Annotated in this window: 20 protein-coding genes and 2 other annotated features; of the genes, 8 read left to right on the top strand and 12 right to left on the bottom strand. The window is 36.0% G+C overall.

All coding sequences use genetic code 11. The features are described 5' to 3' along the window. The first annotated feature begins 115 nt into the window (after positions 1–115). Entirely contained in the window at positions 116–949 is an 834-nt protein-coding gene (locus LMD38_RS05260; RefSeq protein WP_062821263.1) for a GNAT family N-acetyltransferase, read from the top strand. Positions 950–964: 15 nt separating this feature from the next. Further along, complete coding sequence (locus LMD38_RS05255) at positions 965–1,849, top strand: alpha/beta fold hydrolase (protein ID WP_062821262.1); 885 nt, start codon at positions 965–967, stop codon at positions 1,847–1,849. Positions 1,850–1,885: 36 nt separating this feature from the next. Here the strand turns inward: LMD38_RS05255 and LMD38_RS05250 are convergent, their stop codons facing one another. The 3 genes from LMD38_RS05250 to LMD38_RS05240 form a co-directional block, all read right to left on the bottom strand. Next, positions 1,886–2,386: a DoxX family protein gene (locus LMD38_RS05250; RefSeq protein ID WP_228920229.1), complete on the bottom strand. Its 501-nt coding sequence runs from the start codon at positions 2,384–2,386 to the stop codon at positions 1,886–1,888. 264 nt (positions 2,387–2,650) lie between these two features. Next, a complete protein-coding gene (locus tag LMD38_RS05245; protein WP_000935628.1) occupies positions 2,651–3,187 on the bottom strand; it encodes a hypothetical protein in 537 nt (178 codons plus the stop codon). Between the two features lie 25 nt (positions 3,188–3,212). Then, positions 3,213–3,917: a histidine phosphatase family protein gene (locus tag LMD38_RS05240; RefSeq protein ID WP_153019353.1), complete on the bottom strand. Its 705-nt coding sequence runs from the start codon at positions 3,915–3,917 to the stop codon at positions 3,213–3,215. A gap of 69 nt (positions 3,918–3,986) precedes the next feature. Between LMD38_RS05240 and LMD38_RS05235 the strand changes: the two genes are divergently transcribed. Continuing rightward, positions 3,987–4,325, top strand: coding sequence for a hypothetical protein (locus LMD38_RS05235; protein WP_014893505.1), 339 nt, complete (start codon positions 3,987–3,989; stop codon positions 4,323–4,325). 69 nt (positions 4,326–4,394) lie between these two features. After that, complete coding sequence (locus tag LMD38_RS05230) at positions 4,395–4,517, top strand: DUF4023 domain-containing protein (protein ID WP_000071861.1); 123 nt, start codon at positions 4,395–4,397, stop codon at positions 4,515–4,517. 42 nt (positions 4,518–4,559) lie between these two features. Here LMD38_RS05230 and LMD38_RS05225 read toward each other — a convergent pair whose 3' ends face one another. Beyond that, on the bottom strand, positions 4,560–5,798 hold the full coding sequence (locus LMD38_RS05225) for an eIF2A-related protein (protein WP_000756046.1): 1,239 nt from the start codon (positions 5,796–5,798) through the stop codon (positions 4,560–4,562). 380 nt (positions 5,799–6,178) lie between these two features. Between LMD38_RS05225 and LMD38_RS05220 the strand changes: the two genes are divergently transcribed. The 3 genes from LMD38_RS05220 (at position 6,179) to LMD38_RS05210 (ending at position 11,721) form a co-directional block, all read left to right on the top strand. Then, positions 6,179–8,932 carry a S8 family serine peptidase gene (locus LMD38_RS05220; protein WP_016718512.1) on the top strand — a complete coding sequence of 918 codons (2,754 nt, stop codon included), beginning with the start codon at positions 6,179–6,181 and terminating at the stop codon, positions 8,930–8,932. 69 nt (positions 8,933–9,001) lie between these two features. Then, positions 9,002–9,230 (top strand) — a binding site (T-box leader). 51 nt (positions 9,231–9,281) lie between these two features. Next, positions 9,282–9,509 (top strand) — a binding site (T-box leader). Positions 9,510–9,671: 162 nt separating this feature from the next. Further along, complete coding sequence (locus LMD38_RS05215; protein ID WP_062821260.1) at positions 9,672–11,426, top strand: aromatic amino acid hydroxylase; 1,755 nt, start codon at positions 9,672–9,674, stop codon at positions 11,424–11,426. Beyond that, positions 11,407–11,721 (top strand): 4a-hydroxytetrahydrobiopterin dehydratase, encoded by a 315-nt coding sequence (locus LMD38_RS05210; RefSeq protein WP_000979541.1) that lies wholly within the window; start codon positions 11,407–11,409, stop codon positions 11,719–11,721. The genes LMD38_RS05215 and LMD38_RS05210 overlap by 20 nt, the downstream gene beginning before the upstream one ends. A gap of 16 nt (positions 11,722–11,737) precedes the next feature. On the opposite strand, the gene LMD38_RS05205 is transcribed toward LMD38_RS05210, so the two are convergent. Both LMD38_RS05205 and LMD38_RS05200 read right to left on the bottom strand, forming a co-directional pair. Continuing rightward, positions 11,738–12,595, bottom strand: a complete 858-nt coding sequence (locus LMD38_RS05205) for a VOC family protein (RefSeq protein ID WP_016718514.1) — start codon at positions 12,593–12,595, stop codon at positions 11,738–11,740. Between the two features lie 21 nt (positions 12,596–12,616). Then, entirely contained in the window at positions 12,617–13,021 is a 405-nt protein-coding gene (locus tag LMD38_RS05200) for a DoxX family protein (protein ID WP_001071559.1), read from the bottom strand. Positions 13,022–13,177: 156 nt separating this feature from the next. Between LMD38_RS05200 and LMD38_RS05195 the strand changes: the two genes are divergently transcribed. Beyond that, positions 13,178–13,723, top strand: a complete 546-nt coding sequence (locus LMD38_RS05195; RefSeq protein ID WP_001020702.1) for a helix-turn-helix domain-containing protein — start codon at positions 13,178–13,180, stop codon at positions 13,721–13,723. A 31-nt stretch (positions 13,724–13,754) separates the two neighbouring features. On the opposite strand, the gene LMD38_RS05190 is transcribed toward LMD38_RS05195, so the two are convergent. From LMD38_RS05190 to LMD38_RS05165, 6 genes are all read right to left on the bottom strand, one after another. Further along, positions 13,755–14,132, bottom strand: coding sequence for a hotdog family protein (locus tag LMD38_RS05190; RefSeq protein ID WP_000025009.1), 378 nt, complete (start codon positions 14,130–14,132; stop codon positions 13,755–13,757). A 126-nt stretch (positions 14,133–14,258) separates the two neighbouring features. After that, a complete protein-coding gene (locus LMD38_RS05185; RefSeq protein ID WP_000276115.1) occupies positions 14,259–14,717 on the bottom strand; it encodes a GNAT family N-acetyltransferase in 459 nt (152 codons plus the stop codon). A 56-nt stretch (positions 14,718–14,773) separates the two neighbouring features. Continuing rightward, the gene (locus LMD38_RS05180) at positions 14,774–15,280 is read right to left on the bottom strand and encodes a GNAT family N-acetyltransferase (protein ID WP_061184094.1); all 507 of its coding nucleotides are present in this window, start codon (positions 15,278–15,280) and stop codon (positions 14,774–14,776) included. A gap of 309 nt (positions 15,281–15,589) precedes the next feature. Next, complete coding sequence (locus LMD38_RS05175; protein WP_001258459.1) at positions 15,590–15,985, bottom strand: ankyrin repeat domain-containing protein; 396 nt, start codon at positions 15,983–15,985, stop codon at positions 15,590–15,592. Beyond that, positions 15,952–16,770 carry an ABC transporter ATP-binding protein gene (locus tag LMD38_RS05170; protein ID WP_000626536.1) on the bottom strand — a complete coding sequence of 273 codons (819 nt, stop codon included), beginning with the start codon at positions 16,768–16,770 and terminating at the stop codon, positions 15,952–15,954. The genes LMD38_RS05175 and LMD38_RS05170 overlap by 34 nt, the downstream gene beginning before the upstream one ends. Beyond that, the gene (locus LMD38_RS05165; protein ID WP_016718516.1) at positions 16,757–17,785 is read right to left on the bottom strand and encodes a FecCD family ABC transporter permease; all 1,029 of its coding nucleotides are present in this window, start codon (positions 17,783–17,785) and stop codon (positions 16,757–16,759) included. Before LMD38_RS05165 ends, LMD38_RS05170 begins: the two co-directional genes overlap by 14 nt. Between the last annotated feature and the right edge of the window lie 3 nt (positions 17,786–17,788).

Below are 17,788 nucleotides of genomic sequence, written 5' to 3'. Positions count from 1 at the left end.
CATCTTCACCTTTACAATCAAAATATAAACAAGTTGGATTTCATTTAACGTAAATCTCTTATTTAACATTTTCCATCTACTTTTATAAAAATTAATAGAAATGTGGTGAGCATTTATGAAAACAATACAGCTAGATGAATCTTTTATTTTCGATCTACTCGACCTTTGTAAAGCTGTTGGATGGTTACAAGAGAAAACATTTATGAAAAAACAATTTGAAATGTACTTTTCTCTTGGCACACTTATCGGTTATATGCATGACAATAAGCTGATTGCAACTGGAGGAGTATTTCCTTTTAAAGATAGTTTTTCTACTATTGGCATGTTAATCGTCCATCCTGATTTTCAAGGCCAGGGCATCGGGCGAACATTGCTAAATCATTGCTTAGCACACACTCACCCAAAACAACCAATTGCACTTATTGCAACAAAAGCTGGTGAGCCTCTTTATACATCATGCGGATTTCAAACAGTAACGACGATTCATCGTTTTGAGAAACAAACTACTAAAACACATATTACTCATACGCAACAATTAAAAGAAAAAGACATTATATCGCTTATTTCTCTCGATCAAAGTACAACTGGTGCCGATCGTTCTTTACTGTATTCATTACTATTACCAAGAACAAGTCACTCTTTTAAAATTGAGAGACATAACTGTATAGAAGCTTTTTCCTTATGCATACAAAAAGGTAATATATTATGTATCAATCCACTTATCGCCAAACGAGAAGAAGATGCTATTCAATTACTACAAAAGATATGTGAATGTTGGAATGGCACAGTAAGGATTGATGTCCCACATTCACAATTTTCATTTCGCAAATTGCTTCAAACAGAAAATTTCCAAGAAACGCTCCTTTCACCTCTTATGATCAAAAATGGTAGCCAACTTCCTGGAAATCGTAATATGCTATTTGCTATGATAGATACAGCGTTATGTTAGAAAGGGGACACCTAATTGAGGCGATTTAGCTATTTTATGGTAGGTTGTCTTACTCTTACACTATTAGTAGGATGTAGTGCAGCAGAAAAACCAGTAGAACAAGTAAAACAAGTTAAAAATACACTTACAGCAAAACTAGCTACCGAGGAAAAAATGATAGAAATAGATGGTCAAACCATTTACTTCAAAAAGATTGGTAATGAAAAACCACCTTTACTTATGATCCATGGATTTGGGGGATCATCAGATGGTTTTCAAAAGATTTACTCAGACTTAGCAAAAAATCATACAATTATTTCTGTAGATGCTTTAGGCTTCGGACGCTCATCAAAGCCAATGGATTTTTATTATTCTTTCCCAACCCATGCAAATTTGTATTATAAATTAATGAAAAAACTAGGTTACGATTCGTTTGCAATACTGGGCCACTCAATGGGTGGAGAAATTTCTCTTAATTTAACATATTTATATCCAGAAGCCGTTACCCACCTTATTTTAACTGATGCTACAGGCGGTCCTCATACACTCGTTAATAAACAAGGATCACCAAGACCACAGTTGTCGACTGATTTAAATACCGTTTCTGCTATTACAGATTATGATGAGAGCAAAGTGAAATTTAAACGTAATGATGAAGAGCATTACAATAAAATGAAATTATGGCCGAGACGTCTTCAAATTAATGCAGATGAAATAAAACAGCCAACCTTAATTATATGGGGAAGAAATGATAGTAGCGTTTCTTGGAAAGAGGGAGAAACGTATCATCAATTTTTAAAAAATAGTACTTTCCATATTATCGAAAAAGGTTATCACGCACCATTTCGTCAGGAACCACAGGAGTTTGTAGGGTATGTGAAAGACTTCTTTGACAAAAACCCTATAATAGCTGAAAAATAAGCGGGTATCTCATTTTGAGATACCCGCTTTCATATATTAAGCAGCTTGCTTTTGGCGTTTTTGAGTTTTTGAACCTAATACTTTCGGAATAACGAAACCATCTATTCCAAATTTACCAGCATTCATACCAGAAACTAGAACGAACATTGATAAAATAACCATTTCAGGATTCACACCAATTGACCCACTAAACATATAGGAAAAGTTCATTACAAGACCGAAAAAGACCGCTGTTTTTGTTAAACAGCCTACAATTAAACCAATTCCGACTAAAATTTCTCCCCACGTTACAAGTGTATTAAATAGATCAACGTTTGGAATTGCGAAATCTTGTAAAAATGATGCCCACCAAGATTGAACAGCCTGTTGTGCTCCTTTAGATTTTTCAATTGCACCTTGTAAATAACCAGTTGCATCGAATCCTTTTCCTTGTAGTTTACCGATTCCAGCCATTAACCATGTGTAACCAAGATACACTCGAATTACCGCTAACACAAAAGAAACTGCTTTGTTTTCTCTTAAAAATTGAATAACCATATCTTCCTCCTAAAGTTGTAATTAAGTTAGTTACAGATAATATAATAACATTAGTTACTTATTTTTCAAACGTTAATTATGAATAATCCGTGACATGTGTATAAAACATTAAAAACTAACGTTTATATAGTAACTTTTATTACCTGTAAAAACTTGAACATATCATACCATAAGTGATAATGGTTTTCATTGAAGAAAATGTAAAAAAAATGTGAGTTAAATGTGAAACACGTTTATTCGAATATAGAATAAACGTGTTTCACACTACTTATATAATTGAAATGTATGTGTCTCTTTATCAATTAACCGTGCTTCTTCAAAAGCCTCTCCTAACGTTTTTTCATGGTTAATAAGCCCGTAAAATAAGCGTATTGTAAACATAAGTGCTGCATTCCCATCTACATAATCTATTGATCCAATATACGATTTTGCGCCACTACGTAAGAAAGATTCTGCTAATTTTCGCTCCCCTAACGTACACCCACTATTTACAATATTTACATTATGCAATTTTGCATATTTATAAATTTCTGCTGCACCAAAGTATCCCCGCGGTTCATCTTGTTCATATATATCTTCACCTAACTCTTCCATGACAAATTTTCCTTCCTCACCATGGAAGCAAAAGACAACATAATCGATATCATTATATAAACCGTTTCCAGAAAGAATATCGACGAACTCTTTCGGTCTACCGATCCAGTACGTTATAACTTTCGCCCCAAAATATTCAAGTGATGCTCTGATTGATTGCGCCTCTAAATCCGAATTAAAGCCAACTACTAGTGCAACATTCAACATTCAACATACACCCTCCATCCTATCATTAGATCTCCTCAATCCAACTTTTAAGGGATACATCCATTTCATATATACCCGTTTCTTGCAAAAAATCAGCTCTAGTTAAAACGACCTTCTGTAAATATTTCCTATATGCTGTAATTGTCCCGTCGTGAGATACAATGCAAACTCTTTCCGCACCGAGCTCATAACATAAAAGAAGAAATTCATCTACTATTTGCTGAAAGCTATGTTCTGAAATAGTATTTATACCTTCCGTCCATAACTGCTGATTTGTGTTTTTCTCTATCGAAAAATGTGGAAATGAATTTGTTATTATTCCCTGATCTACTATGTGATCACATGGTAATGTTTTCGCTCCTTCTCGATAAGGAAAAATACGCGGGGATACATATGGATGGACAATTTTTTGACAAGCTACCTTCTCACTCCATATCGCCGCCGTTTGCAAAGTTCTAAGTGTAGGGCTAGCGATTAATATATCCGTTTCTTGCAAGGGTACATTGCATTGAAGTAATTTAGCTTGATTCCTTCCCTCATCTGTTAATGATGGATTCAACATTTGTAAACTTGCCGGCAAATCTTTTGTATGTTCTCCTTCACCGTGCCGAACAAAGACGAATTTCATGCCCATCCTCCTCTCACTATGAAATTCTCTCACATATTTCTTCCCTATTTGATCCTTTATTCCTGCTATATACAAAACCGATATGTAAAAAATATTTGACATAAATAATTGGAAAACATTACAATTGTATATATCAAATACTTTTTACAGGGGGAGAGGAGAAGCATACATATGAAATGGATAACCATCTTAATTGGCATGATTATATGGGGATATATAAACGGATTTTTCAGCAGTGATAAAACTGCTAATCCTTGGATTACAGATGATGAACGGGAAACAAAAATTAAACAGAAAGCAATTATTGCAAGCTGGTCTGGTGTTTTTATGTTTTGTACCATTAACCTCTTAAACAAATGGTTAGGTGCAGGAACGAGCGATACATCACCTTACTTACCATCTTCTATCGCAACTATTTTAAAAGAAAATGTAGAATTACAAATTTTATTTATGCTATTTATTACGTATGGTATATTTTACGTATACTATCGAAGAAAACTAAGTGCTTAACTTTCATCTCATGATTATCCTCCTAAATGGTTATAGTAATTAGGACGAAATGAAAGGAGCGATAGAAAAATGAGTAACTCGAATGATTTTTTAGATACACTGCATGAAAAACAAGCAAAAGATGAACAGAACAGAAAGCGTCAGGGAAACGGCAACCCAGCGAAAAAAAAGCCAAATAAAACGCATAAATAACCAATAAAAAATGTGCCTAAAATTATCTTTTAGGCACATTTTTTATTCTTCTTTTACCGAGATAACATTTCCCCAATTCCATTTCTCATAATACCACTCTGGTACATCTATATTTTCAATCCACTTCATTTCATGCTTTCCATCTCTATGAGCAAGCCATACATCTGCTTTCTTACGGTCTGAACGTATCCATATTAATTGATTGCTCTTCTTCATAAAGATTGGATGATAATCACCCTGCTTATGAGGTGGCTTTGTGATTCGATGCTGTACATTGCTTGTACTATCAACCTCATATAAAGATGGTAGTGGCCTTTTTTCTGGCAATGTTTCAAATCCTCCCTCTTTTGCTCGAGAGACGATAATTATGTTATCGTTCTTCCATGCAAAATCCCAATCGACATATCCTTTCGGCGTAAAAGTATTTTGCTGAAGTGCCGGCAGTTCTTTTACTTTTAAATGTTTATTCTCTAACGCAACTCTTCCGCTCCCTTCAATATAAGCTAATATATTTTTTGATGGTGACCATTGAAACCATTGTGCGTTTAATAACATTTGATCTACTTTTTCAAACCGACTGCCATCTGCACGAACTAAGCAAAGCGTATTACTATCAGCTGACCATGAAGCTGTCGGTACTGCTAAAAATGAAATCCACTTTTGATCTGGTGACCACTTAAAGCCACTTGCAACTAGCGCTAGGAAATCATCATGTTCATTTGGCAATGCATACAAATGTTTCATTTTATGAGGGTTCATATGGGCATCTTTTTGCACTTCATATAGCTGTGCTCCTGTCCATCCTGTTGGAAGTAAGTGTGCTTCAGAGGATACAAAAAACTTCTTTCCATCAGGATACCATGCATAATCTCCTACACCTGCCGATACATTTTCAAAATCCACATTCTTTTTTTGAACATCAAACGTATTTAACGTATTCGCAAATACAAATGCAATTGTATTCTCTTTCGGTGACCATTGATAATTTGATACTTCAGATTGCAATGGCCTAACTTTTTTTCCATCTTCCAGTCGGTACAATTCCAAGGTGTTTTGTTTCTTCCCTTTAACATAGGCAATCCATTCTCCATCATGAGACCATTTCGGCCCTATTATGTATTCACCTTTTGTTATTTGTTTTTCCTTTCCATCAATTTTAATCCAAAGGTCATGATGACGAACAAAAGCAATTTTCACACCACTATTTTCTGCTTTAATAATAGTAATTGAACTTAAAAATATAAATAATACTACGATGGCACTTACTATAACCTTTTTCATAACACCCCTCCATTTCCTTCCTAGCATTCCTCAATGTCCACCTACAATATGTAAAAAATACCTATTCGACATAATCAGAAAAAATTTCCCAAGAAATTTCAAATTCATAGAGGATTGGTATGAATTATGTCGAAAATATAGTTTAGCTAACATCCGATTATGTAATTCGGGATAAAGTGAAACTTTAATCAGTGGGGGTTTTCTTCATCCCCCACTGATTATTAGTTGAACCAATCGGACTTTTATGGGCAGCCCGGCCCCCACCTAACTTCTTTGCTTTCGCTGCATTTTGAGGTGGGGGTCTTACTGCCCATTAAAGTCGGATAAATTTGCAAGATTATTTTTCGGAATATTAGCACTTTTTATTAGGGGGAGTTTCAATGAAAAAAACTACATCTACACTATTAAGTATGGCGCTCGTCTTTTCCAGTTTTGGAGCTTTAAGCGCACATGCTGAATCACTGCAAAAGGAGAAGCAATTTAGTCCACAACTAAAAACAACGATTGAACAGTGGGGAGAAAATAAAATTGCGCAAAATGTTGAAACAAAAACTGCAAAAGAAATTTCAGTCATTGTAGAATTGCAACATGCACCTCTCGCAGCACAAGGTAATATTCAGCATGCTCCAGATTTACAAAGTAATCATGCACAGTCTTATCATGCCGAGCTAAAAAAAGCACAAGAAGATACGACTAAGAAAATAAAAGAAAAAGCACCTGGTGCAAAAATTAAAGAAGTGTATAATACGTTATTTTCCGGATTCTCTATTTCAGTTCCTGGAGATCAAATTACTGCTCTTGCTTCTTTACCTGAAGTAAAAGCAGTCTATCCGAACTTAACATATAAACTACATGAAACATCAAAAAGTACTACTAATGAAGAAGCACCAAACATCGGCGGACCGACAATTGGTGCAACTGAAGCGTGGAATTTAAAAGACCCATCTGGCAAACCTCTTGATGGAAAAGGGATGAAAGTAGCAATTATCGATTCTGGCGTAGACTATACACATCCTGACTTAAAAGCAAATTATATTGGTGGATATGACACAGTCGATGAAGATAATGATCCTATGGATGGTAACGTACATGGTACTCATGTAGCAGGAATTATTGCTGGTAATGGAAAAATTAAGGGCGTTGCTCCAAACGCTTCTATTTTAGCCTATCGTGTCATGAATGACGGTGGAACTGGTACAACAGACGATATTATTCAAGGTATTGAACGAGCAATTCAAGATGGTGCTGATGTGTTAAATCTGTCTCTTGGACAAGATTTAAATGTACCTGATCAACCTGTAACTTTAACGTTAGAACGTGCAGCAAAGCTTGGGGTTACTGCAGTCGTTTCAAATGGAAATGATGGCCCAAAACCGTGGTCTGTTGATGCCCCCGCCAATGCAAGTAGTGTTATATCAGTTGGAGCATCTACAGTTTCTATCCCGTTTCCAACATTCCAAGTAGCTGGTTCTACCAAAACATATCAAGGATTACCGTTATCAAGATCGGATTTCCCAATAGGTAATGATTCTCCACTTGTATATGTTGGCTATGGTAATCCAAGCGATTATGCAAAACAAGATGTGAAAGGAAAGTTTGCACTTGTTTTACAAGGTACTTCAAGTACGTTAGTAAAAGCTGAACAAGCGAAACAAGCTGGTGCAATTGGTGTACTATTAATTTCTAACGAAAAAGAAATCAATATTATGCCTGAATACTTTGCACGAGAAAATCTAGCTCTTCCAGTTATGCAATTATCAAATTCAAATGGTGAAGAGCTAAAAAACTTAATTACAAAGCGCAAGAAAAATATAAAAATTGGACAACCAGTTCCAACTGAATTAATTGGTAACTTTAGTTCTAGAGGACCATCACAAGGTAGTTGGCTTATAAAACCAGATATCGTTGCACCAGGAGTACAAATTACGAGTACTGTACCTAGAGGTGGCTATGAGTCTCACAACGGAACCAGTATGGCTGCCCCTCAAGTAGCTGGAGCTGTTGCTTTATTACGTCAAATGCACCCTGATTGGACGCCAGAACAATTGAAAGCATCTCTTGCCAATACAGCAAAAACTTTAAAAGATGTAAATGAAAATACATATCCTGTCATGGCGCAAGGATCTGGTTTAATTAACATCCCGAAAGCAGCTCAAACAGATGTATTAGTCAAACCTAACAATGTGAGCTTCGGTCTTATTAAGCCAAACAGTGGTAAAGTAAAACTGACGCAAAATATTACGTTACAAAATCTATCTAGTAAAAAGAAAAGTTTTTCAACTCGTGTGGAATTGCTAGATGCAAACACAAAAACAAAAGTAAAAACTTCTGTACCTTCATCGATTAGCATACAGCCGAATAGTAGTACCGAAAAACCATTTACTATCACTGTCGATAGTTCGCTACCCCAAGGTGTATATACTGGAAATGTGTATGTAAAAGAACAAGGTAAGAATGAAGAAACTCGCATTCCATTTACATTTAGTATCGATCCTAAAGATTACAAACGTATAGATGGACTCGAAATTATTAATTCTACTTTTAGTCCAAATGGTGACCAAATATTAGACGATAATCTCATCAACTACTATTTAGTTGCACCTGTAGATGATGTAACATTGCATGCAAATTTAGTTACAAAAGAACGTGTAACGTACCAAGGGATTATCCATCAAGCTAAAAATGAAACAGCTGGATACAAACCTTTCAAATGGAATGGTACAAAAACAGATGGTACTCCGTTAGCTGACGGTCTATACCAAATCGAAGCAGTTGCCTCTAATTCTGGTGGGGAAACGAAACAAACAGCTGCTGTATTTCTTGATCGAACTGCACCTAAGTTAACATACGAAGTTGACCAAGAAAACCTTGTAATTACAGGAAAAGTGGATGATATCCTGCTAGATTGGATGACAGAATCTGGTTGGGTAGCACCTGGTATTCCAGTGAGAATGCAATATGAAATCAACGGAAATGGTGTATGGGAAAGTGTGTTCCTAAATCCTTGGGAGAAAAATTACAGCATTTATTTCGATCGTAGTCAATTACAAGAAGGAAAGAATACAATTCATATTGTAGCAACTGATGCAGCTGGAAATACATCTAATTTAAATGTTGATTTAGATGTGAAATAAAAAATTATTGTTGACAATTTTTTTAATATAGTTTTATAATACAAAACATAGTTTAGTTGAACGAATTATATATCGGCTTTGAAGGAATACTAGTAGCGACTTATATCCCTGTCTCAGAGAACTGATGGTTGGTGCAAATCAGTACATATACAAGCGTGAATTACAATTCTGGAGCTTCTTTCCCGTAATGCTTTTTATGCATGAAGAGAAAGACGGATCTTTCCGTTATCTTAAAGTGAGTGGTAAACAATTACTTGTTTACAAATAGGGTGGTACCGCGATTTTTATCGTCCCTATCGGATTTTCCGATAGGGACTTTTTTGCGTCCATCCTTTTACATAATTTCATAATATACGCGTTGAAAGAATCGCAGTAGTATCTTATATCCCTGTTACAGAGAGCTAATGGTCGGTGGAAATTAGCACATATATAAGTATGAATTACAATTCTGGAGCTTCTTTTTCGTAGTGCTTATAGGCATGAAGGAAAAGACGGAGTTTTTCCGTTATCATTAATTGAGATGTAAGTATATTTTCACTTACAAATAGGGTGGTACCGCGATTCTTTCGCCCCTATCGGATTTTCCGATAGGGGCTTTTTCTATTTCTCACAGAAACAAATGTTAAATAATTCCGAATCTTATGATAAAATTTTATAAGCGCTTACAATTTTGAAAGGGGGTGATACAAGCTATACGAAACCGATACTTAATTTTATTTAAAAAAAGGAGGATGTCTAAATGACAAAGAAAACAGAAATTCCATCGCATTTAAAACCATTCGTATCCACACAGCATTATGATCAATATACACCGGTGAATCACGCTGTGTGGCGTTACATTATGAGACAAAATCATAGTTTCTTAAAAGACGTTGCTCATCCAGCCTATGTGAACGGATTACAATCATCTGGTATTAATATAGATGCAATTCCAAAGGTAGAAGAAATGAATGAGTGTTTAGCACCAAGCGGCTGGGGTGCTGTAACGATTGACGGGCTTATTCCTGGCGTAGCCTTCTTCGATTTTCAAGGACACGGATTATTACCAATCGCAACAGATATTCGCAAGGTAGAGAATATCGAGTATACACCAGCTCCAGATATTGTACACGAAGCAGCAGGACACGCACCTATTTTACTTGATCCTACATATGCAAAATATGTGAAACGATTTGGACAAATTGGTGCAAAAGCTTTCTCAACAAAAGAAGAACATGATGCATTCGAAGCTGTTCGTACATTAACAATTGTAAAAGAAAGCCCTACTTCTACTCCTGATGAAGTTACAGCTGCTGAGAATAATGTACTTGAAAAACAAAAGTTAGTTTCTGGCTTATCAGAAGCGGAACAAATTTCACGTCTTTTCTGGTGGACAGTAGAATATGGATTAATCGGAAATATAGATGCTCCAAAAATATATGGTGCTGGTCTCCTTTCTTCTGTTGGCGAAAGCAAACATTGCTTAACAGACGCTGTAGAAAAGGTTCCATTCTCTATAGAGGCATGTACAAGTACAACTTATGACGTAACAAAAATGCAACCACAACTATTTGTTTGCGAATCATTTGAAGAATTAACAGAAGCACTTGAGAAATTCTCTGAAACGATGGCCTTTAAAACAGGTGGTAAAGAAGGATTAGAAAAAGCAATTCGCTCTGAAAATCATGCAACTGCTGAATTAAATAGCGGATTACAAATTACAGGCACATTTACCGAGACAATTGAAAACGATGCAGGTGAATTGATCTACATGCGAACGAGTTCGCCAACAGCATTAGCAATTCACAATAAACAGCTAGCGAATCATTCTACGTCTGTACACAGTGACGGGTTTGGAACACCAATTGGATTACTCACTGAAAATATTGCATTAGAAAATTGTACAGATGAACAATTACAATCATTAGGAATTACAATTGGAAATGTTGCTGAGTTTACTTTTGCAAGTGGTATTCATGTAAAAGGAACAGTGACTGATATTGTAAAAAACGATAAAAAAATTGCGCTTATTTCCTTTATCAGTTGCACAGTTACTTATAACGACCGCGTTTTATTTGATGCTTCATGGGGCGCATTTGATATGGCTGTTGGTTCAACAATTACTTCGGTATTCCCAGGTGCCGCAGATGCTGCAGCATTTTTCCCAACGGATGAAGAAGTTCAAAAAATACCTGCTCCACTTGTACTGAATGAACTTGAACGTATGTATCAAACCGTTCGTGACATTCGAAATGAAGGTATTTTACACGACGCGCATATCGAGCAATTAGTAGCAATTCAAGAGGTATTAAATAAATTGTATCCGAAAGAATGGTTACTTCGCCTTGAAATATTAGAATTGCTTTTAGAACATAACAAAGGGCATGAAACATCAGAAGCATTATTACAACAACTTTCTACTTTCACAACTGATGAAGCTGTGACACGTCTTATTAACAATGGTCTTACGCTACTTCCAGTAAAGGATGTGAAAAATGATGCTACGATTAACTGAAGAAGAAGTTCAAGAGGAATTATTGAAGTTAGATAAATGGGTAGTAAAAGATGAAAAATGGATTGAAAGAAAATATATGTTTTCCGACTACTTAAAAGGAGTCGAATTTGTCTCTGAAGCCGCCAAACTATCAGAAGAACATAATCACCACCCATTTATCCTTATCCAGTATAAAGCAGTCATTATTACTTTGTCATCTTGGAATGCAAAAGGTTTAACGAAACTCGATTTTGAGCTTGCGAAGCAATTTGATGAGCTATTTGTCCAAAATGAAAAAGCCATTATAAGAAAGTAAAAAGGAGAAGCCTTTATTAGGCTTCTCCTTTTATTTTGAAATGGATACAATGTCCAAATGGATCCTCTACTTGTAATATTCCATCTTTGTACGTAGCAATCTTGCCAATATTTTTTAAGCTTTCACATACTTGCTCTTTTTGTTTTTCATTTGCTAATACAATTGTGAAATATTTCAAGCCAACGGAATTTGGCATTTGCGGTAGTATTCCTTCACCTTGCCACGTATTTAAACCGATATGGTGATGGTAGCCACCTGCCGATACAAAGAGCGCCCCATTACGAGCTGGGATCGTTACTTCAAAACCAAGACCATCCACATAGAAACGTTTCGCTTCTTCCAAATCAGCTACATGGAAATGAATATGTCCCATCACAGTACCATCTGGAAATCCGTTCCATGTACTTCCTTGCTGCAATAATTCTTCACCAGCTAACGGGTTACTAACAAATGGTAGCTCTCCATTCTCATCACGCCAAACTTCTTTTTGACGATCATGATAAATTTCAATCCCGTTTCCATCTGGATCAGCTAAATAAAGGGCCTCACTAAAGTAATGGTCAGCTCCGCCGTGCAGTGGATATACCATTTCTACAAGATGACGAAGGATATTCGCTAAATCCTGTCTGCTCGGTAATAAAATTGCGTAATGATATAAACCCGTTCTCCCTCTTTGCTTTGGTAAGGCTTCTTTCTTTTCTTCAATGATCAGGAGTGGTTCGTTATTTTCATTCCCAAATGTAACGACCATTTCATCTTCTTTTAGTATTTTCATACTTAGTACTTCTGTATAAAACTCTAGTGATTTCTTTATATTTGATACATATAAATGAACAACATCAAGTGTTGTATCGGGATGAAGTTGAAAACTCATCTTGTTAGCCTCCCATTTAAATTAGTTCTTCTTTGACATTTTCTCTTTTAAGAAATTATCTACAAAACCATCCACTTTCGCAACAAATAAGTAAGCACCCATTGCTAACAATGCAAGCTCTAATTCGAAGCCAGGATTTTTTCCATCTCCTAATAAACCAGCTGACCATTTTACTTTTACAATTGCTCCAACCATAACTAGTGCAAATAATAATCCAATATATCTTACACCTAAACCTAGAATTAATAATAGACCGCCAACTAATTCAACTGTTGCTACACCGTATGCAAGTCCTCCTGGTAAACCAATGCTTGTGAACCACCCTGCAATATTGTCAATCCCTGATTGGAATTTTGTTAAACCGTGCATAAAGAACGTTACCCCTAACACGATACGAATAATTAAGTTACCAATATGTTGATTCATTTCTTTCTCTCCTTTATAGTTTTCTTATACAAAACTTTTATTCACATTACAAAACATACACTAATTTTTTTTATTCGTCAATTCATTTTCACTGGGAAAATATATATTTTTTTTGCTATGATACAAATAGTTGTTTATAAAAAGGAGCTTGATTTTATGAATATTGGTTCTGCAATACGTGAAATTCGTCAGCGTAGAGGCATAACAATCGCGCAAATTTGTGAAGGAACAGGTCTTTCTAAAGGGTTTATGAGTCAGGTTGAAAATAATAAAACATCACCATCTATCTCAACTTTAGAAACGATCTCCAATTTTTTAAACGTTCCTCTTCCCTATTTATTGTTAGAACAAAAAGATCGATTGAAAGTTGTCAAAAAGGTAGAACGTAAATATAGTGTATACGGAAAAGATGAACAAAGAATTGAGCATGTTGCAGAGCAAGGTGGCCTTCGCCTAAATCTCGTAGAAATTCCTGCTGGGTTTCCGAAAGAAAACACACCAAATGCCCATGAAGGGGAAGAATGTCACCTTGTATTACGTGGAAAACTAGAAGTTCAACATGGAGAAGATGTTGCAATTGTAGAAGAAGGAGATTCTTTCTCCTGGAATGCATGTGTTCCTCATATCGTTCGTAATATAGGAGAAGAAACTGCATTATTACTCATCTCTAGTCATGCAGAAAATCGAAAACGTGTTTATTAAACAAAAAGAAGCCTGTAAATCAGGCTTCTTTTTATCCTCTTATAACTCCATAGCTTGTCCCAACTAGTACAGTCTTTTCGTGTTGATTGCGATAAACTGACTCGATTGAAACCTTTTTGTATCCTTCCATTTGTTCAATATTTGTTAAAGTTAATTCACAAGTGATCGTATCTCCTGTAAAAACTGGTCTAATAAACTCACTTACTAATTCTCTTGCTATGTAATGTAATTCTTCGCCTACTTTCGTTCCAATACTAGCAGTCAATAAACCATGAACCATTAAACGTCCATTTTCATCATATTCCATATGATGCCTGCCTTTATCCCCTGTAATATTTGCAAATTCAAAAACCTCTTCCTCAGTAAATCTTCTTTCATATTTAAATACATCCCCAACTTTTATACTCATTTTTATCCCCCTAATAATAAACAGAATTTTCTTTCATTTTATCATAAAATGAGTCTCAATTCATTTTCTATTATAAAAAGAACGAAAAATACTTATAGCTGTACTATTTCCTTACTTTTCGCTCCTTTACCGATGCCCATCTCTTTTTGCAGCTTGGTATCCATAGTACGCACATGTTCCATTTCTCGATAATTCTCTCACCTCAAAACCACAACTTCTATAAAAATCAAAATTACTCGCAGAAGTATGCGCAAACCAGTCACCATGTGGCAATTTTTGCAAACAAAGAGCAACAAGTTTCTTACCTAATCCCTTCCCTCTATATTCACATTTCACAACTAAATTTACTATGTTGGCGACCATGATTCCATCAGAAATGACTCTAACCATCGCAATCATCTCTTCTTCATCCCAAATTGTGAATGCCCATGTTGAATTTTCAAATGCTATCGTGAATTTTTCAATTTGCCAAGAAGGGATATTATCATTGCTCCAACCGGCATCTTCGAATAAAGTTTTAATTGCATATGCAGGTACACCATTCGTTCCCTCACGAATAATAAGTCCATTATGATAAATGTACATGTAATCCCCCCTTTATTTTTATATACCATTCTTCAAAAGATGCAATTAACCTTTTTTCATTCAATGCGCCTAATGGAATAAACGAGAACATCCATCCCATGAAATGAAGTTGTTTTCTCATAACTAAGCCCCGTTTTTCTAGCAACAAAGATTGAGGCGGGGTGATCCGGATTAATAAGAGAAATTAATTTATTCATTCGTAACGCTTGGAAGCCATAATCTCGAAATGCTGCCGCTGCTTCTTTCGCATACCCTTTTCCCCAATACCGAGGTAATAACCAATAACCAATTTCAATTTCCTCTTTTCCATCTATTTGCTGCTTTACTAATCCTGCATGACCAATTCGTATTCCCGTTTCCTTTTCAATCAATACAAATAAACCGAGACCGTTTTTATAGCTAGGAATCACCCACTCTTCCAAACTTTTTTTACACTGCATATATGTTTTTAACGTCCCATTTCCAATATAGCGCATTACCTTCTCATTTCCCCATAATGAAGCGTAGAACTGTAAATCATCCATTGTATATTTACGAATTTGTAAACGATCTGTATGAAACATTTCTGCACTCCTTCCCACGAATTTGTACTTACCTACACGATCATGTTTTGGATATATACTTAATGTTACTATCTATTATAAAGGAACCAAAGGCGAAATACAGAATATTCAATCTCTAAATAATTTAAAAAAGGCAGTAGACAAATATTGTCTACTGCATCCATATCATAACTAGCATAAAGAAAACTACAATTGAGGGGGGTGTAGGCTTTTCAAATATACTAGATACTTATCCCGTTCTAACGGGCGGTAAACTTTCCAATTATATGAAAGTGAAAAGTTTACCGCACATAAGAACTTTAGCGATCATTAAGAAAGCACCATTAAGTAGTCAAATACACGCTGTGCTTTTTCTCCACCCATTCGTGCATGTTGAAGAAGAGAAATACCATGAGGGCCAGATGCACGTAATGCTTCTGGTTGTGCTACTAAAATAGCTTGTACAACTTCTAATTCTCCAAGCATAGCGGCCGCGAAAATATCCATTCGAGCACCCTTTTCTAATAAATAAAGAGCAATATCTTTACGCCCTACATGTGCCGCTGCTCCTAACGCACTTTCCCAATCTGATCCGCCCCAATTGTAAGAGGCATGAAGTAAACTTGGCGATTCAGCCAACAGTTCTTGTACTTTTTCTAAATCTCCGTGAGCTGCCATAACAAATTCCCTTACTAACTCAGTGGTAATACGTTCTTCTGTTCGCATCTTGCTCCTCCTTTTTTAGAAATTCGCTTCGGTGTAAAAAATGGCTTGTCGCTTCCTTGAAAAATATCTACATCTATGCCAAATACATGTTGAAACATTTCATGACATAACACTTCTTCTGGTATACCGTCATACTGAAGCTTCCCTCGCTTTAATACGAGTAAACGATCACTATATTGAGCCGCTTGGTTAATATCATGTAAAACCATTATAATTGTCATGCCAAATTCCTCGTTTAATCGTTTCACAAGTTCCATTACTTCCAACTGATGAACGATATCTAAAAAAGTTGTTGGCTCATCTAATAATAAGACGTTCGTACGTTGTGCTAGCGTCATTGCAATCCAAGCACGTTGTCTTTCCCCTCCTGATAAAGATTGTAAAAGACGATATTCATACCCTTCAAGATTTGTAACAGACAATGCCCAATCAACAATTTCTTCATCTTCTTTATTTAAGCGATCTCTCCATGATTTATGAGGGCCTCTTCCAAATTCAATTAATTCTTTCACTGTTAAATCTAATTGATGATCATGCATTTGTGGTAACATCGCTAATTGCTTCGCTACATCGGCACTTTTCATCGTATGAATACTTTTTCCATCTAAAACGATATCCCCTTCGCTTTGTTTAAGTAGTCTTGCTATTAAACGAAGCAAAGTAGATTTCCCAGATCCATTCGGTCCAATTAAACTAACGACCTCTCCAGCTTTAATATGTACATTCATATTTTGCATTTGAAATCTTTCAGAATGTGCGTAAAACACTTTATTAACGGAAATCACGCTGTTTCCCCCCTCTATGAATTAAATATAAGAAGAACGGACCGCCTAAGAAGGATAATAAAATACCGACAGGCAATTCAATTGGATCAAACCAACTTCGAGCTATCGCATCCGCGAAAACAAGTAATATCCCTCCACCAAGGCATGATAATGGCAGTAAATATTTATAGTCATTTCCAACTAATAAACGTAACATATGTGGTACAACAAGGCCGACAAATCCAATAAGACCAGAAACACTAACTGCTATTCCAGCTAATAATGTGCTTACTACTATTAAATAAAAACGGCTTCTCTCCACGTTATGACCTAATAATTTCGCCATTTCATCTCCAAGCATTAATACTCGAATATGCTTGATACCGAAGAAGGCCAATATAATAGCGAATATTGCATAATAAATAATCATGTTTAAATGTGCCCAACTTACACCGCCAATACCACCCGCTAACCACGGTAACACGGATTGTACTTTGTCACTATGTAATAACATTAATGCTGACGTCGCTGCACCTATTAATGCATTAATTGACACACCTACTAAGACAATTCTTGAAGGTGGTGCCCCTTTTTGCCATGATAAAGCATAAATGATCATCGCCGTTATGAAAGCTCCTAAAAACGCACCAAGTGGTAAAAACGCCATATGCTGAGGGAATAAAATCATAATTACAATTGCGACAAGGCCTGCTCCAGATGACACCCCGATAATACCAGGGTCTGCAAGAGGATTTCTCATCACTCCTTGCAGCAGTGCACCAGATGCAGCTAAACATGTTCCTACTATAAATCCAACGAGCACTCTCGGTATACGAAGGTCCCATACAATTCGATGAACTGTCGAACCCTCATCTTGTATCCCTGTTACAATATCTCGTAAAGAAAAGGATAGGCTTCCTGCGAAAAGACCGTAAAAAAGACATAAAACCGTTAATACAACTAAAGTAACTGCTATTCCCCCTCTTTTTTTCGCAAAAGGATGTTCCTTTTCCCTTACTACTTCACTACTTTCCATACT

This window comes from Bacillus pacificus, assembly GCF_020861345.1.
GTDB classification, from domain to species: domain Bacteria; phylum Bacillota; class Bacilli; order Bacillales; family Bacillaceae_G; genus Bacillus_A; species Bacillus_A pacificus.
The sequence above is the reverse complement of the archived record's forward strand: the minus strand, read 5'-3'. Positions and strand labels throughout refer to the sequence as shown.

Excerpts from the sequence above, each read along its gene's own strand:
- LMD38_RS05260 (WP_062821263.1), top strand. The coding sequence starts at position 116 with ATGAAAACAATACAGCTAGATGAATCTTTTATTTTCGATCTACTCGAC.
- LMD38_RS05250 (WP_228920229.1), bottom strand. The coding sequence starts at position 2,386 with ATGGTTATTCAATTTTTAAGAGAAAACAAAGCAGTTTCTTTTGTGTTA.
- LMD38_RS05245 (WP_000935628.1), bottom strand. The coding sequence starts at position 3,187 with ATGTTGAATGTTGCACTAGTAGTTGGCTTTAATTCGGATTTAGAGGCG.
- LMD38_RS05240 (WP_153019353.1), bottom strand. The coding sequence starts at position 3,917 with ATGTCAAATATTTTTTACATATCGGTTTTGTATATAGCAGGAATAAAG.
- LMD38_RS05235 (WP_014893505.1), top strand. The coding sequence starts at position 3,987 with ATGAAATGGATAACCATCTTAATTGGCATGATTATATGGGGATATATA.
- LMD38_RS05230 (WP_000071861.1), top strand. The coding sequence starts at position 4,395 with ATGAGTAACTCGAATGATTTTTTAGATACACTGCATGAAAAACAAGCA.
- LMD38_RS05225 (WP_000756046.1), bottom strand. The coding sequence starts at position 5,798 with ATGAAAAAGGTTATAGTAAGTGCCATCGTAGTATTATTTATATTTTTA.
- LMD38_RS05220 (WP_016718512.1), top strand. The coding sequence starts at position 6,179 with ATGAAAAAAACTACATCTACACTATTAAGTATGGCGCTCGTCTTTTCC.
- LMD38_RS05215 (WP_062821260.1), top strand. The coding sequence starts at position 9,672 with ATGACAAAGAAAACAGAAATTCCATCGCATTTAAAACCATTCGTATCC.
- LMD38_RS05210 (WP_000979541.1), top strand. The coding sequence starts at position 11,407 with ATGATGCTACGATTAACTGAAGAAGAAGTTCAAGAGGAATTATTGAAG.
- LMD38_RS05205 (WP_016718514.1), bottom strand. The coding sequence starts at position 12,595 with ATGAGTTTTCAACTTCATCCCGATACAACACTTGATGTTGTTCATTTA.
- LMD38_RS05200 (WP_001071559.1), bottom strand. The coding sequence starts at position 13,021 with ATGAATCAACATATTGGTAACTTAATTATTCGTATCGTGTTAGGGGTA.
- LMD38_RS05195 (WP_001020702.1), top strand. The coding sequence starts at position 13,178 with ATGAATATTGGTTCTGCAATACGTGAAATTCGTCAGCGTAGAGGCATA.
- LMD38_RS05190 (WP_000025009.1), bottom strand. The coding sequence starts at position 14,132 with ATGAGTATAAAAGTTGGGGATGTATTTAAATATGAAAGAAGATTTACT.
- LMD38_RS05185 (WP_000276115.1), bottom strand. The coding sequence starts at position 14,717 with ATGTACATTTATCATAATGGACTTATTATTCGTGAGGGAACGAATGGT.
- LMD38_RS05180 (WP_061184094.1), bottom strand. The coding sequence starts at position 15,280 with ATGTTTCATACAGATCGTTTACAAATTCGTAAATATACAATGGATGAT.
- LMD38_RS05175 (WP_001258459.1), bottom strand. The coding sequence starts at position 15,985 with ATGCGAACAGAAGAACGTATTACCACTGAGTTAGTAAGGGAATTTGTT.
- LMD38_RS05165 (WP_016718516.1), bottom strand. The coding sequence starts at position 17,785 with ATGGAAAGTAGTGAAGTAGTAAGGGAAAAGGAACATCCTTTTGCGAAA.